Raw genomic sequence first — 17,955 nt, 5'->3', positions numbered from 1 at the left:
GCTGACGGCGGCGGGAGGGCGGGCCAGACCCGGCCGTCCCTCCCGCCCAAGACCGGGCATGTCGGTGCACAGGTCGCGGACCGCCGAACGGCCGGCTCAGCCACCGGTGCAGCGCCCGCCGGTCGGCCGCCGCGTCCAGGTCGTCCGGCAGGCTCCAGACGTCCTTCGCGTACGGGGTGTCGTCGAAATCGCAAGCACGGCCGCACCTGGGACTTCGCTTCATTCATCGAAGAACGTGATCGGTGTATCGCGGGCGGCACCTTCTATCCGTGGGCGGAGTTCACCCTGGACATCGACCTAACCGCCGAACGTGCCCGGTACCCGGAGTACTTCCGGAACCTCGAACGGCTGGCGACCCGGTACCTCTCGCTGACCAACGACGTGTACTCCTTCCGAAACGACCTTCTGGTCGCCGATGACATGCTGAACTCGGTCGCTGTCCTGTGCATGAGCGAGCAGCTGTCGATCTCCGAGGCAATGCAAGAAGTGGCGGCGGCGGCCGAAGCGACCGAGCGGGAGTTCATCCGTCTCCGCGAGGAATTCATCACCGGCCATCCGGAGCTCGGTCCCGAAGCCCGTTCCTATGTGGACTGCCTTGGCGACGTCATGTCGGGGACGGTGCACTTCTTCCGGACCTCGCCCCGTTACCACGGCACCAACCACGACTGGTCCGAAATCGACCACGGCCGGGTCGTGCTGGACAGCGAACGGACCGTCTTCATCGGCGGTCACCGGGCGGAGCACGGCAGCGGACAGCAACGGTGAACGACCAGAGCACCCGCGTATGCCCGTATCCTTTCGGACCGGCCGAGGCGCTCGACCTCCATCCGCGCTACGCGCACCTGCGGTCGCACGAGCCGATCAGCCGGGTCCTCCTGCCCTTCGGCGGCCCGGCGTGGCTGGTCACCCGGTATGAGGACGTCAGGCTGGTCCTCGGAGACCCACGATTCAGCCGCGCGGCCGCGGTGGGCAGGGACGTGCCGCGGACCCGTCCGGCACGACCGAGGGCTACGTCGATCATCGCGATGGACCCGCCGGAGCACACCCGGGTGCGCCGCCTCATCGCCAAGGCGTTCACCGTGCGGAAAGCGGAGCGGTGGCGGGCGCACACCACCGAGATCGCCGAGGGGCTGGCGCGAGGGATGGCGGACCGCGGAAGCCCCGGTGACCTGGTCGGGGACTTCGCGGTCCCGCTGCCCATGGAAGTGCTGCTGGCGGTCATGGGTATCGCGCACGAGGACCGGGCCGCGCTGGCCGCAGCCGCCGGCGTCCTGGTGTCGGCCACGGCCCACACGGAAGCGGAGAACCACCAGGCGAGAAAGGACCTCGCGGGCCTGATCACCGCGGAGATCCGCCGGCGCCGCAGCCACCGGGCCGACGACCTGCTGGGCGACCTCGTCGCCGCCCGGGACTCCGAAGGCGGCCTGAGCGAACCGGAACTGATCGACCTCGCGGTCACCCTGCTCGCCGTCGGCTGGGAGACCACCGCCTGTGAGATCGCGAACTTCACCTACACCCTGCTCACCCACCCGCACCTGCTGGACGGCCTGCGCGGCAGCCGGTCGCGGATCGAGGCAGCGGTCGAAGAGTTGCTGCGCTACGTGCCGTTGAGCACCGCGGCGGAACTGGCCCGCATCGCCACCGAAGACACCGAGGTGGCGGGCACGCTCATCCGCCGCGGGGAGGCCGTTCTGCTCGCCATGCACTCGGCGAACCGGGACAGCCGTGCCTTCGCCCGGCCGGAGGACGTCGACTTCACCCCGCGGGGAACCCGGCATCTGGCCTTCGGCCACGGCCCGCACCGCTGCGTGGGCGCCGAACTGGCCCGGATGGAGCTCCAGGTCGCGCTCGGGACCCTGCTCGCCCGATTCCCCGGCCTGGCCCTGGCCGTGCCCGCCCGGGATGTGCCATGGCGGGCCGGTTCGACATTGCGCGCACCCAGCAGCCTCCTGGTGCGCTGGTGACCCCCGCCGGCATGTTCGGAGGTAGCCGATGGCTCGCCCGCTCAGCGTCACAGAGCTCCCGGCCGTTTCCGGGATCGTCGTCACCCGGCGGCATGGTCCGCCGCTGGAACTCAAGGCCACTCTGGTCGTGGGATCCGGCGGTGCCAGATCCACCGTCGCTCGCCTCGCGCACGCCCGTACGTATCGCGAGTATCCGGCTCTCACCTGCGGTTACTACAGCTACTGGTCGGACCTTGACTGTCCGGCGGGCCTCACCATCCGTGATCGCAGAGCCGCCGTGACCGTGCCGACACACGAAGGCACGACGTGCGTCGGCGTCGCCTGGCCGCGGCGGGAACTGCCCCGCATACGGCAGGACGTCGAGAATGAATACGTCGGGCTTTTTCCGCGAGGCGTGCGGCCCCGGCTGGGCCCTGGTCGGTGACGCCGGCCACCGGACCGATCCGATCGCTGCCAGCGGCATCACCCAGGCGTTCCACCAAGCGGAAATGCTCGCCCGGGCGGCACACCACGGTCTCACTCACCCCAGTGCCATGGATGACGCCCTGCGCTCGTTCTGGAAAACGCGCGACGCACGCAGCGACGCGTTGCACCGCGCCACCGAGGTTCTGGCGAGCCTGGCCTATTCCCCCGAGACCCTCGAACTGATTCAGCGGCCCTTCACCGACGACGGTCAGGGCTCGCTCGCCGGCATCCTCGAGACCCTGGGCGGAGCCGGGTACAGATCTTGAAAGGGTGGTGGAGAGGACCCTGTGGCGTGAACGTGGGCGTGTCGGTGGAGGTGGCGTTCGCTACCGAATCTTTCGCGACCGGTAAGGTGCGGAACCTGAGCCGGCACACGACGGCCGGGGGTGAAGGGGTCGGCCTATGCGTGAGGACTCGCCGCGCTGGGAGCAGATCAACGCCAGCGCCTACACCCATGAACAGGACGGGCTGCGCGAGCTGGGCGGCTACCTGCCGGACGCCGACCCGTACCACGTCTGGGCCAACGTCGAGTTCGTCGGCGCCGACGGCTCGATCAACGAGGTCGACGCGCTGGTGCTCACGCGCAGCGGCCTGTACGTGCTGGAGCTGAAGCACTGGCAGGGCGAGATCCGCGGCGACGGCACGCAGTGGGTGCGCCGGGCGCCGAACTCGCGGCTCATCCCCGAGGACAACCCGTACATCCTGGCCAACCGCAAGGCGAAGCGGCTGGCCAGCCTGATCCGCTACTACGCCAAGCAGCAGGGCCGGCAACACGAGACGCCGTACGTCGGGGCGGCCGTGTTCCTGCACGCCCGCGCGATGCGGGCGGAGCTGGACGCGATCGGCGGCCAGCACGTCTACGGGCTGGACGGGCACGACAAGGAGTCCAACCTCCCCAGCCTGAAGGCGTTCCTCACCGAGCTGCCGCGCAACCCCGACCACCTGGTGGACGAGGCGCGGGGCCGGCGGATCGTCGAGCTGGTGCGCGGTGCCAAGATCCGCCCCTCGGTGGCGGACCGCAAGGTCGGCCAGCTCCTGCTGCACCCGAAGCCGTTCGCCGAGGGGCTCGGCTGGCAGGACTTCCTCGCCGGCCACGCGCTGGACACCTCGCTGGTGCGCCGGGTGCGGTTCTACCTGACCAGCCGCGCCGCCGAGGACGAGGTGCCGGCCATCCGCAAGGCGGCGGAGCGCGAGTTCCGCCTGCTGCAGGGCATCCACCACCCCGGGGTGGCGCGGGCCCACGACCTGGTCGAGCACGCGTGGGGCCCGGCGGTCGTCTTCGACCACCAGCAGGAGTGGGTACGCCTCGACCAGTGGCTGCTGCGGCGCGGCGACTCGCTGACCCTGGCCCAGCGGCTGCAACTGGTGCAGGACCTCGCCGAGATCATCGACTACGCGCACTCGCGCCGGCTCGCCCACCGGGCGCTCTCGCCCCGGGCCGTCTACGTCGGCGACCCGGACGGGTCCCGCCCGACGCTGGTGGTGACCGACTGGCAGACCGGCGGGCGGCTGAGCGGAACGACGCAGCTCACCCGGCTGGGCCCGTCGAGCGACCCGGCCAGCCTGGAGCTGTTCTTCGACGACGAGGTCCGCCGCTACCAGGCGCCGGAGGCGGACGGCGCCACCCGCCTGCCGGGGCACCAGCTCGACGTTCTCTCGCTCGGCGCGCTGGCGTACCGGATCTTCGCCGGGGTGGCCCCGGCCGCCACGCCGGAGGAACTGGTCGACGCCGTCCGCGACAGCGGCCTGCGCCTGGCCGCGGCGGTCGACGCCATGCCGAACACGCTGATTACGCTGGTCTACGACGCGACGCGGGGCGATCCCGCCCAGCGGCTGTCCGGGGTGTCGGACTTCCGCGCCGGGCTGGAGGAGGTGTGGGACGAGCTGACCGCGCCGGAGCCGGAGCCGGTGGTCGATCCGCTCTCCGCGCACCGGGGCGACGTGCTCGACGGGGGCCTGGAGGTGAGGGACCGGCTGGGCTCCGGCGCCACCGCCGTCGCCCTGCTGGTCGCCCGGGCCGGCGAGGCTTCCCGAGAGCTGGTGCTGAAGGTCGCCCGGGACGAGCGGCACGAGGAACGGCTGACGGCGGAGGCGCGCGTACTCGCGGAGCTGAAGCACCCCCAGGTGGCCGCGCTGGTCGACGGCCCGGTCCGGGTCGGCGGCCGGACCGCCCTGCTCATGGAGTCCGCCGGCAGGCGGACCCTCGCGGAGGAGCTGCGCGGCGGCCGGCTCGCCCTGGACCTGCTGGAGCGGTACGGGCGGGACCTGCTCGACATCGTCGACTACCTCGACGGCCAGGGCGTCTGGCACCGCGACCTGAAGCCCGCCAACCTTGCGGCCCGCCCCCGCCCCAAGGACAAGCAGCCGCACCTGTGCGTCTTCGACTTCTCCCTGTCGTCGACGCCGGCCGACCAGCTCAACGCGGGCACCGTCGGGTACCTCGACCCGTTCCTCGGCCCCCCGCGGCGGCTGCGCTACGACGCGGCGGCCGAGCGGTTCGCCGCCGCCGTGGTGCTCTACGAGATGGCGACGGGCACCCCGCCCAAGTGGGGGGACAACGCCAATCCGGCGGCGGTCAGCGAGGAGGTGACCCTCGACCCGGCCGCGTTCGACCCGGAGGTCGCCGACCGGCTCGTGGAGTTCTTCGCCCGCGCGCTGGCCCGGGACGCGGCGGCCCGGTTCGACACCGTCGACGAGATGACCGACGCCTGGCGGGCCATCTTCCAGCAGGTCCCGAAGCCGGGGGCCGCCCCGGTCGGCCCGGTGCCGCTGGTGGCGGGGCTGACCCGCGAGTCGCCGCTGGAGGCCACCGAGCTGACCGCCCGCGCCCGCTCGGCGCTGGAACGGCTCGGCATCCACACCGTCGGCGAGCTGCTGGACGCCGAGCCGTCCGCGCTGACCCGCGCCAAGGGCGTGCCGGACGCCACCCGCCGGGAGATCCTCGCCCAGGCGCGGGCCCTGCGCGCGATGGTGCCCGGCGACACCGCCCCCAGCCCGGCCGACGAGCGGCCGGTGGCCGAGGGCGTGGAGGCGCTGTGCGCCACCCTGCTGCCCGCCCCGACCTCCCGCAACCACCGCGCGGTGGCCGTACTGCTCGGGCAGGCGCCGACCGACGCCGGCACGTTCCTGCGCTGGCCGGCGCAGAGCGAGGCCGCCCGCGCCACCGGCAAGGCCCAGCCGCAGATCTCCAAGCTGCTCACCGCCCAGGTCAAGGCGTGGCTCGGCAGCCCGGCGCTGGAGGCCGTACGCAACGAGATCGTCGCCCTGCTCGACGCCCGCGGCGCGGTGATGGCCGCGGAGGAACTGGCCCAGGCCATCATGGCCTCGCGCGGCTCCTTCACCCCCGACCCGAAGCGGCTGCCCCAGGCGATCGGCCTGGTCCGCGCCGCCGTCGAGGCCGAGCTGAGCACCGGCGGCGACGCCCGGGTTGCCATCCACCGGTTCCGTGGGTCCGGCACCGTCCTGGTCGGCCGGGAGCCGGACGACCCGGCGTCCGACGTCACCGCCGCCGACTTCCTCGAGTACGTCGTGCAGCTCGGCGGCCGGGCCGTCGAGTTGGCCGGCGGCGACCCCCTGCCGACTCGGCAGCGCGCCGTGGAGGAGCTGCGCCGGCTGCCGGTGCCGGCCGGCATGCCCAGCCTCGCCGACCCGCGACTCTTGCAGCTCGCCGCCGCCGGCAGCAACGACCGGGTCGCCGTCAACGCGCAGGGGCAGCTCTACCCGGTCGACATGCCGGCGGAGCGGGCCCTGCGGCTGTCGGTGGGCACCCTCATCGGCCAGCGGCTCACCGAGGAACAACTCCGCGACCGGGTGCACAGCCGTTTCCCGCGCGCGAGGAAGCTGCCCGGCCGGCCCACCCTCAACGACCTGCTGGCGGCGGCCGAGGTGCCGCTGACCTGGCACCCGCAGCAGGGCAGGTACGGCCCGCCGACCGCCCCGGCGTCGGTCACCGGCACCCGCGTGGGCGGCACCACCCACACGCCGCTGCTCGGGCTGTCCGCCGCCGACGAGGTGGGCGACCGGCTCGCCTCGGCCGTCGAGCGGCGGGCGTTCCTCGCGGTGCTGGCGCCGCTGCGCCGGCTCGGCCCCGCCCGGCGGGCGCTGCTGGCCCGGCTGCCGCTGACCGAGGTGGACGTGACGGCGATCCTGCTGGAGCGGCTGCGCGCGCTGGGCTTCCCGTGGGAGGCGATCGTGGCGGCCGACAGCGGCTCCACGCTGGACGCAGACTTCCGCAGCCTGATCGACCTGGTCCGGCACCAGGTCGTGCCGGCGCTGCGCGAGGCGATCGACGCCGCCGACCGGCCGGTGCTGATCACCGAGGCGGCCCCGCTCGCCCGGTACGGGCAGCTCGAACTGCTCCAGGAACTGGCCGACCCGACCCGGTCGCGGCCGGCGGCCCGACTGCTGCTGGTGCCCGCCCGACGTCCCGAGCCGGCGGTGCTGGACGGGGTGCAGTTGCCGCTCACGTCGCTGACCAGCCAGTCACTCTGGCTCGCGAACGAGTGGATCGAGGCGACGCCCATTCCAGCGGAGCCATTCCCTCGTGCCTGATGTCCGCCATGACCCTTTTGGCCTCCATGTCCTTGCACGTCAGCCGCAGTGTGCGAGAATCGCACTGTGGCTGACATCGACGCGAGGACGCTAGGCGAACGCATCCGAGATGCCCGCAAGCGTGCCGGCCTGAGTCAAGAAGACCTCGGGCGAGCGGCTGGTCTTGAGCGCACAGTCGTGAACAAGATCGAGCAGGGCATCCGCAGGATCACGGCACTCGAACTATCGGACGTCGCTGTTGCGATCGGTGTACGCATGTCCACGTTCTTCGAGGAGCCCGTGCCAGCGCTTGTCGCGCATCGGTCCAGCCAAGGGCTCGACACCGCAGACTCGCAGATCGACGCACTGCTCGCGAAGTTCGCCACCGAGGTCGAGTTCGTGGCCTCATTGGGCGTCAACGAGCTAGGCCTTGATGCTGCCGACGTGGTCGCTCGCGCCAACATCACGCGGCCTTTGACGAACACCGAGGCCGAGGCGCTTGCCGCAAAAGCACGCGAGTTGATGGCGCTCTCGGCGGAGGAGCCGATCAACCGGATCTCCGACTGTGTTGCCAAAGTCGGGCTGCTGGCGTTCTCCCGCGATATCGGCACGGACACCGCTGATGCGGGGACGGTTCTGTTGCCTCGTGGAGGCCTCAGTCTCGTCAACAGCGGTATGAAGATCGGTCGTAGGCGGCTCGCGTTGGCACACGAACTCGGTCACTATTTGATCGCGGACGCCTACACCATCGATTGGCGGGTCGCCGACCATCCCGATAACGCCGTCCCCACGGAGGCGTGCCTCGATCGGTTCGCACGCGCATTACTGCTACCCAAGACTGCGGTCACGCGGCAGTGGCCGGAGAAGGTTGCCCGATCTGGTGAGCACGGTGCGGCAACCCTCCTGGCAAGTGAGTTCCAGGTTGATATGGCAACCCTGGCAACGCGCTTGAAGGAATTGAGGTTGGCCGACAGTGAGACAGTCGCTCTGGTGCGTAGGTGTCGCACCACCAAGGCGGACATCGTTGAGATGAACCTGCGCGTTTCTCCCGAGGAGATGGAGGGGACGACAGTTCCCCGACCGTTTGCGGGTGCGGTGCTGCGGCTTGTGCGCGACGAGCGGATCAGCCGTGAGCGGGCTCTGGACTTGCTTCAAGGGACTTTCGACGAGGCGGATCTGCCGCAGATCCGCGAGCGACGCGCCGATGAGATTTGGGAATTCGTGTCGTGACGGTGCCCAACGATGCCTGGGTGTTCGATACGGGCCCGTTGAGGCACTTCGCGACGGAGGGGTGGTTGGGAGTTCTACGCTTCCTCGCCGGGGAGGATCCCATCTACATCCCCGATAGCGTCGAGCGCGAACTCAACAACCGCCGTCGAGCATGCGTCGGGTGCTCGCGCGGTGCTCGACGCTGACTGGATCCGCGTCCATCGATCGACCAGCTTGGACTTCAGCGAAGCGTTCGCTCGCTACGCCGATCGACTGCACGTCGACGGTAAGAACCTGGGCGAATGTGGAGTTCTTGCCATGGGAAAGATCTATGGGTGTCAAGTGGTGATAGACGACGCCGTGCCGCGTCAGATCGCGAAGGAAGAGGGCATTCGAGTTACGGCAACTGTGCCGTTGCTCTGCGATGCGATTCGCGCGAAGAGGCTCACGACGGTGATGGTTGAGGAGTTGGTCGACCGCCTACTAGAAAGCGGATACTATCTGCCCTTTGGTCGCGGCGGTTTCCGTCAGCATGTGCTGGAGCATGGGCTTCTGGAGTGCGACGAGCTTGAGCACGGCTGACGGTGATCGATCTGAAGGCGCGGCAGGCGAGCGGGTCGACGCCAGCTTCGAGGCGGCGCCGCTCGCCCGGTACGGGCAGCGCGAACCGCTCCAGGAGTTGGCCAACCCGACCCGGTCCCGGCTGGCGGCCCGGCTACTGCTGGTGCCCGCCGCCGTCCCGAGCCGGTGATCGCGGTGATTACGTCGCCAATCTGCCGTCATCTTGATATCAAGCGTCGCTCACTCCGCCGGCCAACTGGTCGCTTCACCTCGCCAACGAGTGAATCGAGGCATCTGGTCAGTACCGCGCCGGCGTCGGCTGGCCAGTCCGCGGTACAGGTCAACGTCAGCCTTGGCGGCTCCGCTGTGTCGCATTGCTGACACTCTTTGGGGCGGTTGCTGCCTTCGGGTCCTGCTACAAACGTGTGAATGCCCCTCCGCAGGATCGTGCTCGAAAACTACCGGTGCTTTCGCGACCGCCAGGAGATCGAGCTGGCGCCGGTGACCGTGGTGCTCGGCAAGAACAACACCGGCAAGAGCGTGCTGACCCGTGCGCCGCTGGTGATCGCCACCGGCTTCGACACGACGACGACGGCTCCGCTCGACCTGGATCGCCTCGATCCGCAGCCGGTCGACGGCTTCTCTGATCTGATCTTTGAGCAGACCCCGCATGCCAAGTTCTTCCTCGGCTTCGAGGTCGACGGACCGACGAAGTTCGCGATGGACGCGACCGTCCAGTTGTGGTCCGATCGCCAGACCGCCTTCGTCTCCGACCTTCGGCTCGTCCTCGCGGAGGAGGAGTTCCGTCTCGCCTGGGAGCCGACGTCGACAGCGGACGCGGACGTGGACGCGGAAAGCCTCTCGTACGAGATCAGGGTTCCCGGTCGGTCGCCGGTCGTCAGGCCCGTGCCCTTCGCCGGCCTCCGCCCCCAGGCCCTCGGCATTCCCGAGCTGGCTCCTCTGACGGACCGGCGCCTGGGCCTCTCTCTTGGGCCGATTCGATACCTCAGCGCCTACCGGGACCGTCCTGAGCGTCAACACCGCCTACCGCTCGGCACGCCAGGGGGTATCGGGGAGCAGGGACAGGGCACCCTCGGCATTCTTGCCCACGACCACGCGCGCAGGAAAGGGGAACTGCTCGGCCGGGTGAACGAGTGGTTGGCGCTGATCGCGCCCGGATGGTGGATCGAGGAGATGCCGGCAGGACCTTTGTGGTCGGCCGTGCTGAGGCGACGCGGCAGCCAACTGAAGGTCAATCTCGCCGATGCGGGCACCGGGCTCTCCCAGGTGCTGCCGATTCTCGTCCAGTGCGCGATGGACGAGCAGCGGGGCGCAGGCGACCTCCCGGCGCTGCAGATCATCGAGGAACCGGAGATGCACCTGCACCCGGGTGCGCATGCGGAACTGGCTGACATCTACCTCAGCACGGCAGAGGCCACCGGCACCCGCTTCCTGATCGAAACCCACAGCGAGACGCTGCTGCTGCGCCTGCGCAGACGAATTGCGGAGCAGAAATACTCGCCCGACATGGTCGGGGTCTACGTGGTGGAGCAGACGGACGGCGTGTCGACGGTGCGCCGGGTGGGGGTCGACGAGATGGGTGACCTGGGCGAGGACTGGCCGGAGGGCTACTTCTCGCAGGACTACCACGAGGTGCGGGCGCTCGCCTCCGCTCAGTTGCACCGGAGTGGCTATGCTTCTTGAGATCAAGACGGAGGTCTTCACCACCGGGGACCGATTCACGGTGGCCAAGCTGCTCGATCTGGCCATGACGGGCCGTCACGACTGGCGACCTGACAAGGCGACCGCCGAGAGCGCAGTCCGATTCGCCGAACTCCTGCCGTTCAGGTCGGTCAAGGAGTTCGTCCAGCAGGCGTTGGTGGAGGCGTCCAAGCCCGGAGGCGCGGAAGCCAGCGTGGCCGTCATCACCGTGGAACAGCTCAAGGAACTGCTCGCGGATCTCAGCCGACCCGCCGTGCTGGTGGTTGAGGACGAGATCAATGAGGGGTGCTTCCTTGTCGCGCTGGCGGAGGCGTTCGGCGAGTCCCGCATCCTGCGAGCCCTGCAGGAGGACTGGCTGGCCCTGGGGCATGCCGGCGGCAAGGACCGGATGGAGCAGTTTGTCGCGCGACGGCGGCAGCAGTTCTCGGTGTTGATCCGCGTCGCCGCATTGATGGACAGCGACCGGAAGCACGCGGGGCACCGTACCCGGAACGACACGTATGCCGCGCGCATCCTCGCCATCGACGGCATCACGGAGCTGCACATGTGGGAGTGCCGCGAGCTGGAGAACTACATCCCCTGCCGGGCCTGGGAGGAGAGCTTTCCCGGGCGGGCCCCGAAGGTGGATGCGCTTCGCCGGATGAGCGCGCAGAAGCGGCGCTACCTTGACGTCAAGGAGCACTTCGGCGGCAAGGCCCAGCCCTTGATCCCGGACGGGATCGGGCTCACGGAGGACGACTTCGCCGAGTTGGGGCCGGACGCCGTCGCCGAGCTGCGGGAGTTGCTCGCGATGATCTATCGGATCCTGTAGGACACTGGGCCGCATGCGTAGCGACCAGACCGAGATCCGACCCGATCCCACGGTCACGCTCATCGACAGCCTGCTCGATGACGTGGGCCGTGGGCTGGTCCGGGTTCCGGCGTTCCAACGCCCCTTCGTCTGGCGACCGAGTCAGATGCTGGACCTGTTCGACAGCATCGAGCGGGGCTATCCGATCGGTAGCCTGCTGGTCTGGCAGACCGACGAGCACGTGCGGTCGCTCGACCACATCGGCGGTATGGCGATCCCTCCACCTCCGTCGGGCCAGTCCATCTCCTACCTCCTCGACGGGCACCAGCGGGTGTCCACCCTGTTCGGGGTGCTGCGCCGTGGCGTACGCCCAGCGATAGCAGACGATGAACGGGAGTGGATCTGGCGCATCTACCGGGATCTGCGTAACGATCCGCTCGGAACGGACCGCTACCGGCACCAACGCGGGGACGGACGGTCGGTGCCCTCCCATCTGCTGCCGCTGTCGGTGGTGATGCGGACGATGGATTTCCTCGGGCACTTCCGTCGTGTCGAACTGAAGGCCAAGGATCCACGGCGTGTCGACATGCTGGTCCGGGAGGCGGACGCGGTGGCCCAGCGAATCAAGAACTACAAGCTCACTCTCGTCCGGCTCCAAGGTGCCAGCATCGATCAGGCGGTCAACGTCTACGCCCGGCTCAATCGCACCGGCACGCGGATGGAGCCGGACCAGATGGTGTCGGCGCTGACGTACAAGCCTGAGCGTCCTCCCCTGTCCGACAGGATCGATGAGATCGTCACGTCGATCGCGGAGACCGGCTTCGGTGAGCTGCCCCGGATCGCCGTCTTCCGCGCAATGCTGGCGGTCGCCGGCGAGCCCGACATCCTGTCGCCTCGCTGGGAGGTGGTCGCGCACGACATGCAGAACAAACTGCACGACGCCCTTCCCGACACCGAGCGCGCCGTCGGCCTGGCGGTGCGATTCCTCGAAGAAGAGATCCCGATGCCGCTGGCGCGGCTGTTGCCGTACTCGCATCAGCTCGTGCTGCTGGCCAAGTTCTTCCGACACTGCCCGAAGCCGACCAGGGAGCAGGTCGCGACGCTGCGGCGGTGGTTCTGGGTGACCTCCTGGACCAGCGCATTCGCGGGCGCGACTTCGACCATGCTGCGCCGAGCGCTGGAGGACATGCACAACTACGCGCTCGGCGTGAAGGAGCTGCCGGTCGCCAACGCCGACGTGCAGCCCATGCCGGACACCTTCAACCTCAACAGCGCCCGGACCAGGGCGTACGTCATCTGGGAGCTGAAGGAGTTCCGGCATCGACTCGATGTCATGGGCCAGCCGTTCGACGTGGTCAAGGTACTGGCCTCCGGCGAGGCGAAGAGCTACCGGCAGGTTGTGCCAGGTGACAAGCGTCCGGCAAACCGGCTCGTGATGCCGACAAGACCGGAGGTCCGGCTGCTCGATGCTTTGAGGAACCTTGAGCTGACGGCGGGAAGCCCACGCGTCGGGGTCACCGATCCGGATCCGTGGGGGCCGGTCCTGAGGCAGATATCCGGAGCGCAAGCCCTCTCGCCTGCGAAGCGCGTGTTGCGCAGCCACGGCATCCCGACGAAGGCGTGGCACCGACTCTGCGAAGGCGACAAGGCCCTGTTCCTCGCCGATCGGACGGATTATCTGAAGGAGCGGCTTCGGGTGTTCTGCGAGCAGATCGGCGTGGTGCTGGCAGACAACTTGGAAGGCGTGGCCGACGACGACTCCGAGTAGTGGTGGCCGATGGGATCGGCCGTAGAATCTGGCGGTGGTCGAGCTTAAGGCGCTTCAGGCGCAGGTCAAGATCCTGGTCGACGATCTCCGCGGCCAGGTCGCGGAGGCGTCGGGCCTGCGCGTGGAGCTGCGCCAGGAACACGCCCAGGCGCAGGCCGCCGAGCGGGTCGGTGCCAGCTTCGAGACCTGGCTTGAGGACGTGCTCGACCAGGCTGCCGTGGCCTGGGTGCTGGGCTGTGTGTTCGTCCGTTTCTGCGAGGACAACGAGCTGGTCGACGGGCTGTGGATCGGCGGAGCCGACCCGGCCGCGCCGGCCGATCGGGCGGTCCAGCACCGGCAGGCGTACCTGATCAAGAACTTCCGCAACAACGACCGGGACTGGCTGAAGGAGGCGTTCGGCTACCTGGCCGACCTCCGGGCCACGGGCAAGATCTTCGACCAGCACAACCCGGTGTGGCGGTTCGACATCTCCGGCCCGGCGGCCGAGGAGCTGAGCGAGTTCTTCCGCCGGGGCGCCGGCAAGGAGTCGCTGCGCCGCGACGACCTGAACACCCGCTTCCTGGGCGACATCTACCAGGACCTGTCGACGCACGCGAAGAAGACGTACGCGCTGCTGCAGACGCCGGAGTTCGTGGAGGAGTTCATCCTCGACCGGACGTTCGAGCCGGCGGTCAAGGAGTTCGGCCTCGCGGCTACCAGCGTCATCGACCCGACCTGCGGCTCCGGCCACTTCCTGCTCGGCGCGTTCCACCGGCTCGTGCGCAAGTGGCAGGACCGGGAGCCGGCCACCGACGTCAAGGTGCTCGCCGAGCGGGCGCTCGGCCAGGTGACCGGCGTCGACATCAACCCCTTCGCGGTGGCGATCGCCCGCTTCCGGCTGCTGATCGCCGCGATGAAGGTGTGCGGGCTGTCCAAGCTGGAACGCACCCCAGCCTTCCCCGTACGGGTGGCCACCGGCGACTCGCTGCTGCCGTGGGACGGGTACCGCTCGCGGGCCCAAGGCGACCTTTTTGCCGCATTGGAGGGACGGCCGGTCTTCGCGTACGAGAGCGAGGACATCGACCTGCTGAGGGACTACCTGGCGGAGAGCCAGTACACGGTGGTGGTCGGCAATCCGCCCTATATTACCGTTGCGGACCCTGCCTGCAACAAACTCTACCGGGACATTTATCCGACCGTTTGTCATCGTCAGTACGCCCTAACCGTGCCCTTCGCCAAGCGCTTTTTTGATCTCGCCAAACGGTCTGACGAGCATGGCGAGAGCGCGGGCTACATTGGCCAGATCACCGGCAATGGATTCATGAAGCGAGAGTTTGGCAAAAAGCTGATCAACGATTACTTTGCCCACGAAATTGACCTGACGGAGGTGATCGACACTTCTGGTGCCCATATTCCCGGTCACGGTACTCCGACCGTGATCCTGGTTGGCCGCGCGAATAAGCGACAGCGATCCTCTACCCTTCGGACTGTCCTGGGTGTTCGCGGTGAACCGTCTACGCCAGACAATGCTGCCGAGGGGCTCGTCTGGCGAGCGATTGTCGACCAAATTGAGAAACCAGGCTCGGAATCCGAATGGGTTAGTGTCGCAGACCTGCCGCGTAGCCAACTCGCTGCGCATCCGTGGAGCTTGTCTGGTGGAGGGGCCGTCGAGCTCATGGCGAGCCTGTCGCGTAGTCAGGCCTCTAGCCTGGTTGAGCGAATCGAGGTTGTGGGTCGCACAACGCATACAGGCCTTGATGATGCCTTCTACTCGCCCGATTTCGCCTTGAAGACGAGAGGTCTTTTAGCGGCTGGGGTGCCTGTTGTGCTCGGCGAGGATGTGCGTGATTTCGCGTTATCCGCGAAAACCTGGACTCTTTTCCCCTATGACGAAGAGGGAAAACCTCGTGAGGTGGCGGACAGTGAGCGGCGAGCCTACTGGCGGAACCGCACCGCGCTTCGTCTCCGGGTTGACTTCGAGCAGACCCCCGAGCAGCGAGGGCTTCGATGGTTCGACCATAGCATGTTCTTTCCAAAGCGTTATCGAGTCGCGTTGTCGATCGCTTTTGCGTTCGTGGCGACACATAATCACTTTGTGTTAGATCGGGGTGCCAAGGTCTTCAATCGTTCTGCGCCTGTGATCAAGTTGCCGGAAGGGGCAACAGAGAATGATCATCTGCAACTGCTCGGGGTATTGAACAGTTCGACCGCCTGTTTTTGGCTCAAGCAGGTGAGCCAGGACAAGGGCAACCGAGGTGGCGAACGCTCGACCGCCCGATATGAGTGGGAGCACTTCTTCGAGTTCACCGGCACGAAGTTGCAGGAGTTTCCGTTGCCGGGGGCGTACCCGTTGGAGAGGGCGCGGGAGTTGGATGGGCTCGCGCAGCGGCTGTCCAGCCTGACCCCGGCGGCGGTCGCCGCCTCGGGGGTGCCGACCCGGCAGCGGCTCGCGGAGGCCGAGGCGGAGTACCACTCGGTGCGGGCTCGGATGATCGCGCTTCAGGAGGAGTTGGACTGGGAGGTCTACCGGCTCTACGGGCTGATCGACGAGGACCTGACCTGCGCGAACCCGCCGGAGTTGGCGCTGGGGGAGCGGGCCTTCGAGATCGTCCTGCACACGAGCGGGGCGCAGACCGAGTGGTTCAACCGGCACGGGTCGAAGCCGATCGACCGGCCGCAGCCGCACTGGCCGGCGGAGTACCGGTCGCTGGTGGAGCGGCGGATCGCGGCCATCGGGTCCAACCGGCACATCGGGCTGATCGAGCGGCCGGAGTGCAAGCGGCGCTGGTCCACCGAGGGGTGGGAGAAGATGCAGTCGGCCGCGCTGCGGGACTGGCTGCTGGACCGGTTGGAGGCGCCGGAGCTGTGGGGCGGGCAGCCGGCGCCGCTGTCGGTGGCGCAGCTCGCGGACCGGGTCGGTAGCGACCAGGACTTCCGGGCCGTGCTGGACCTGTGGGTCGGGCACGACAACTACAACCTGACGAAGACGCTGGGCCAGCTCGTCGCGGACGAGCATGTGCCGTACCTGCCGGCGCAGCGATACAAGCCGTCCGGGCTGCGTAAGCGGGCGCAGTGGGAGCGTACCTGGGCGTTGCAGCGTCGGGAGGACGCGGGGGAGAAGGTCGAAATCGAGGTGCCGCCGAAGTACACCTCGGCGGACTTCACGCGGCCGTCGTACTGGCGGGCGCGGGGCAAGCTCGACGTGCCGAAGGAGCGGTTCATCTCGTACCCGCAGGCAGGGCGGGACAGCGATGGCAGCGAGCTGCTGGGCTGGGCCGGCTGGAATCACCTGGAGCAGGCGCAGGCGCTGGCCACCGTCTACCTGGACCGGAAGACGCAGGAGGCGTGGCCCGCCGAGCGGCTGCTGCCGCTGCTCGCCGGGCTGGTGGAGATCGAGCCGTGGCTGCACCAGTGGCACTCGGGCGAGCAACCCGGGTTCCCCGGGTCGCCCGCCGAGTTCTTCACCGACTTCATCAACGCCGAGTTGGCGCAGCTCAGCTCGGACCGGTCGGCCGTGGCTCTGTTGCGCGGCGTACCGGAACTGCTCTGAGGGCTCTCGGCTGTCGTACGGGCGGGCTGTCCCAGCTCAGCTCCTATCGCTCGGCGCTGGCGAGCTACCGTCCGTTCGCCAGCTCTACAGAGACTCGGTGGGCGAACCGAGTTACCCGGCATCCGGCAAGACCGTTCAGGACGTCATCGATGCTGAGCCTCGGGCGCCCGCCTCTCCCGGTGGCCTCTGCCTGTAGTGCGATGATGTTCGTGATGCGATCCGGGGCGGCGTCCAGCAAGGTGCAGAGAAAGTCGTCCGGATGCAGAGCCTCGATGGCGTACGGCGCAAGTGCATGGTCCGGGAAGTCACGAAGGTTGGCTGTGACAATTGCTTCCGCGTCGGCGGCAACAGCCGCAGCGAGCACATGGCGATCCTTGGGATCGTTGGTCATTTCGGTGATGAACCGCTCATACCCCGAAACCATCGCCTCCGGAAAATGCTCTCGCATGACCTCGACGCGGCGTTCCGCCTTGGTGCCGCGAACCGAGGGCGGAAGATTCCGACGTACCTCGTTGAGGATCGCCCGGGACCAGACCGGGCGATACAAGTCCTGCTCAGCGCAACGCAGCAGGGTGTCGGCAAGCACACTGGGAACGAGAACGCAGGCATCCAACACGGCAACGATCATCAGAGGCGGTCACTGCCCGGCTGATCATTTGGCGACTTGCGACCGCGCTGAATCGCCTCGTCGTAGACGCCCATATCGATCGCGTCGGTGGTCAGCTCGTCCAGTGCCTCACGGCGCGCCCTCGATCGTCGCTCCTTGTAGGCCAGAACGTCATGTAACGCGACCCGGCGGCTGGAGTTGGGGCGGGTGTAGGGCAGCACACCATCGTTCATCAGCTTGACCACCGTTGGCCTCGTCACGCCAAGGATCGCAGCGGCCTCTCCGGTCGACAGCTCAACGTTCTCCGGCATGACCCGGACCGGTCGCCCGCGGCCAAGGATCGACACAACCTCGGCCAGGGCCTCGCCCACCACAGGCGGTACGTCGACCGGCTCTGACCCGTCGACAATCAGTTGAAGGCGTCGCCCGCGAAGAGGTCGCCGGGCAAACCGCCTCAGCTCTTCACCGTTGGGCTCCAGACCGCCCGCAGGCACCACCGTCACAAGATCACCCTCCGGCCACTTCGATCCTGGCCCTACCATACCCCTTGAAGCGAAAAAAACGATAGAGATGAAGCGGTGTGCGGACGGGAGCGTCGCCGGAGCGAGTACGCCGACTCCGGTCACCGTCACGAGGCTGCGCCGAGCAGGTGACGCCGATCCTGCAGTCGGTTCCGGCGGTCTTATCACCGGCTCTCGATCGGGAGGTATCCCACACATCCGCTGGGGCGCCGGCTGGCTGGTCATGGGCGGCTCAGGGTACTAGGTTTGATCGATTCCGCGTCCCGCCTCCGGCCGGCACCCGAGCCTT

Annotated in this window: 12 protein-coding genes and 1 pseudogene; 11 read left to right on the top strand and 2 right to left on the bottom strand. The window is 68.4% G+C overall.

All coding sequences use genetic code 11. The features are described from left to right. Positions 1-195 precede the first annotated feature (195 nt). From ACGFIZ_RS16935 to pglX, 11 genes and pseudogenes are all read left to right on the top strand, one after another. Positions 196-765: pseudogene (locus ACGFIZ_RS16935) on the top strand (terpene synthase family protein); the annotation flags it as partial. Next, on the top strand, positions 762-1,964 hold the full coding sequence (locus ACGFIZ_RS16930) for a cytochrome P450 (RefSeq protein ID WP_393420158.1): 1,203 nt from the start codon (positions 762-764) through the stop codon (positions 1,962-1,964). The pseudogene ACGFIZ_RS16935 and the gene ACGFIZ_RS16930, both read left to right, overlap by 4 nt. A 365-nt stretch (positions 1,965-2,329) precedes the next feature. Then, the gene (locus tag ACGFIZ_RS16925) at positions 2,330-2,695 is read left to right on the top strand and encodes an NAD(P)/FAD-dependent oxidoreductase (RefSeq protein WP_393420156.1); all 366 of its coding nucleotides are present in this window, start codon (positions 2,330-2,332) and stop codon (positions 2,693-2,695) included. Between the two features lie 136 nt (positions 2,696-2,831). Then, positions 2,832-6,980 (top strand): BREX system serine/threonine kinase PglW, encoded by a 4,149-nt coding sequence (gene pglW, locus ACGFIZ_RS16920; RefSeq protein WP_393420155.1) that lies wholly within the window; start codon positions 2,832-2,834, stop codon positions 6,978-6,980. A gap of 66 nt (positions 6,981-7,046) precedes the next feature. Beyond that, positions 7,047-8,189 carry a helix-turn-helix domain-containing protein gene (locus ACGFIZ_RS16915; protein WP_393420153.1) on the top strand — a complete coding sequence of 381 codons (1,143 nt, stop codon included), beginning with the start codon at positions 7,047-7,049 and terminating at the stop codon, positions 8,187-8,189. 171 nt (positions 8,190-8,360) lie between these two features. Beyond that, on the top strand, positions 8,361-8,750 hold the full coding sequence (locus ACGFIZ_RS16910; RefSeq protein ID WP_393420151.1) for a hypothetical protein: 390 nt from the start codon (positions 8,361-8,363) through the stop codon (positions 8,748-8,750). Beyond that, a complete protein-coding gene (locus tag ACGFIZ_RS16905; RefSeq protein ID WP_393420150.1) occupies positions 8,737-8,919 on the top strand; it encodes a hypothetical protein in 183 nt (60 codons plus the stop codon). The genes ACGFIZ_RS16910 and ACGFIZ_RS16905 overlap by 14 nt, the downstream gene beginning before the upstream one ends. Before the next feature lie 239 nt (positions 8,920-9,158). Next, a complete protein-coding gene (locus ACGFIZ_RS16900) occupies positions 9,159-10,433 on the top strand; it encodes an AAA family ATPase (protein ID WP_393420148.1) in 1,275 nt (424 codons plus the stop codon). After that, positions 10,423-11,262, top strand: coding sequence for a hypothetical protein (locus tag ACGFIZ_RS16895; RefSeq protein ID WP_393420146.1), 840 nt, complete (start codon positions 10,423-10,425; stop codon positions 11,260-11,262). The genes ACGFIZ_RS16900 and ACGFIZ_RS16895 overlap by 11 nt, the downstream gene beginning before the upstream one ends. A 13-nt stretch (positions 11,263-11,275) precedes the next feature. Continuing rightward, complete coding sequence (locus ACGFIZ_RS16890; RefSeq protein WP_393420144.1) at positions 11,276-13,009, top strand: DUF262 domain-containing protein; 1,734 nt, start codon at positions 11,276-11,278, stop codon at positions 13,007-13,009. Positions 13,010-13,043: 34 nt separating this feature from the next. Next, positions 13,044-16,538 carry a BREX-2 system adenine-specific DNA-methyltransferase PglX gene (gene pglX / locus ACGFIZ_RS16885; protein WP_393420142.1) on the top strand — a complete coding sequence of 1,165 codons (3,495 nt, stop codon included), beginning with the start codon at positions 13,044-13,046 and terminating at the stop codon, positions 16,536-16,538. A 64-nt stretch (positions 16,539-16,602) separates the two neighbouring features. Here pglX and ACGFIZ_RS16880 read toward each other — a convergent pair whose 3' ends face one another. Together ACGFIZ_RS16880 and ACGFIZ_RS16875 are read right to left on the bottom strand one after the other, a co-directional pair. Further along, positions 16,603-17,166, bottom strand: coding sequence for a PIN domain-containing protein (locus tag ACGFIZ_RS16880; RefSeq protein WP_393420140.1), 564 nt, complete (start codon positions 17,164-17,166; stop codon positions 16,603-16,605). Further along, positions 17,166-17,648, bottom strand: a complete 483-nt coding sequence (locus tag ACGFIZ_RS16875) for a helix-turn-helix domain-containing protein (RefSeq protein ID WP_393420138.1) — start codon at positions 17,646-17,648, stop codon at positions 17,166-17,168. Before ACGFIZ_RS16875 ends, ACGFIZ_RS16880 begins: the two co-directional genes overlap by 1 nt. Between the last annotated feature and the right edge of the window lie 307 nt (positions 17,649-17,955).

Origin of the sequence: Micromonospora sp. NPDC048830, from assembly GCF_043198215.1 — a bacterium.
GTDB lineage: Bacteria > Actinomycetota > Actinomycetes > Mycobacteriales > Micromonosporaceae > Micromonospora.
The sequence above is the reverse complement of the archived record's forward strand: the minus strand, read 5'-3'. Positions and strand labels throughout refer to the sequence as shown.

Bases quoted from the DNA above. Each gene is read 5' to 3' on its own strand.
- ACGFIZ_RS16925 (WP_393420156.1), top strand. From the start codon at position 2,330: ATGAATACGTCGGGCTTTTTCCGCGAGGCGTGCGGCCCCGGCTGGGCC.
- pglW (WP_393420155.1), top strand. From the start codon at position 2,832: ATGCGTGAGGACTCGCCGCGCTGGGAGCAGATCAACGCCAGCGCCTAC.
- ACGFIZ_RS16890 (WP_393420144.1), top strand. From the start codon at position 11,276: ATGCGTAGCGACCAGACCGAGATCCGACCCGATCCCACGGTCACGCTC.
- ACGFIZ_RS16900 (WP_393420148.1), top strand. From the start codon at position 9,159: ATGCCCCTCCGCAGGATCGTGCTCGAAAACTACCGGTGCTTTCGCGAC.
- ACGFIZ_RS16895 (WP_393420146.1), top strand. From the start codon at position 10,423: ATGCTTCTTGAGATCAAGACGGAGGTCTTCACCACCGGGGACCGATTC.
- ACGFIZ_RS16880 (WP_393420140.1), bottom strand. From the start codon at position 17,166: ATGATCGTTGCCGTGTTGGATGCCTGCGTTCTCGTTCCCAGTGTGCTT.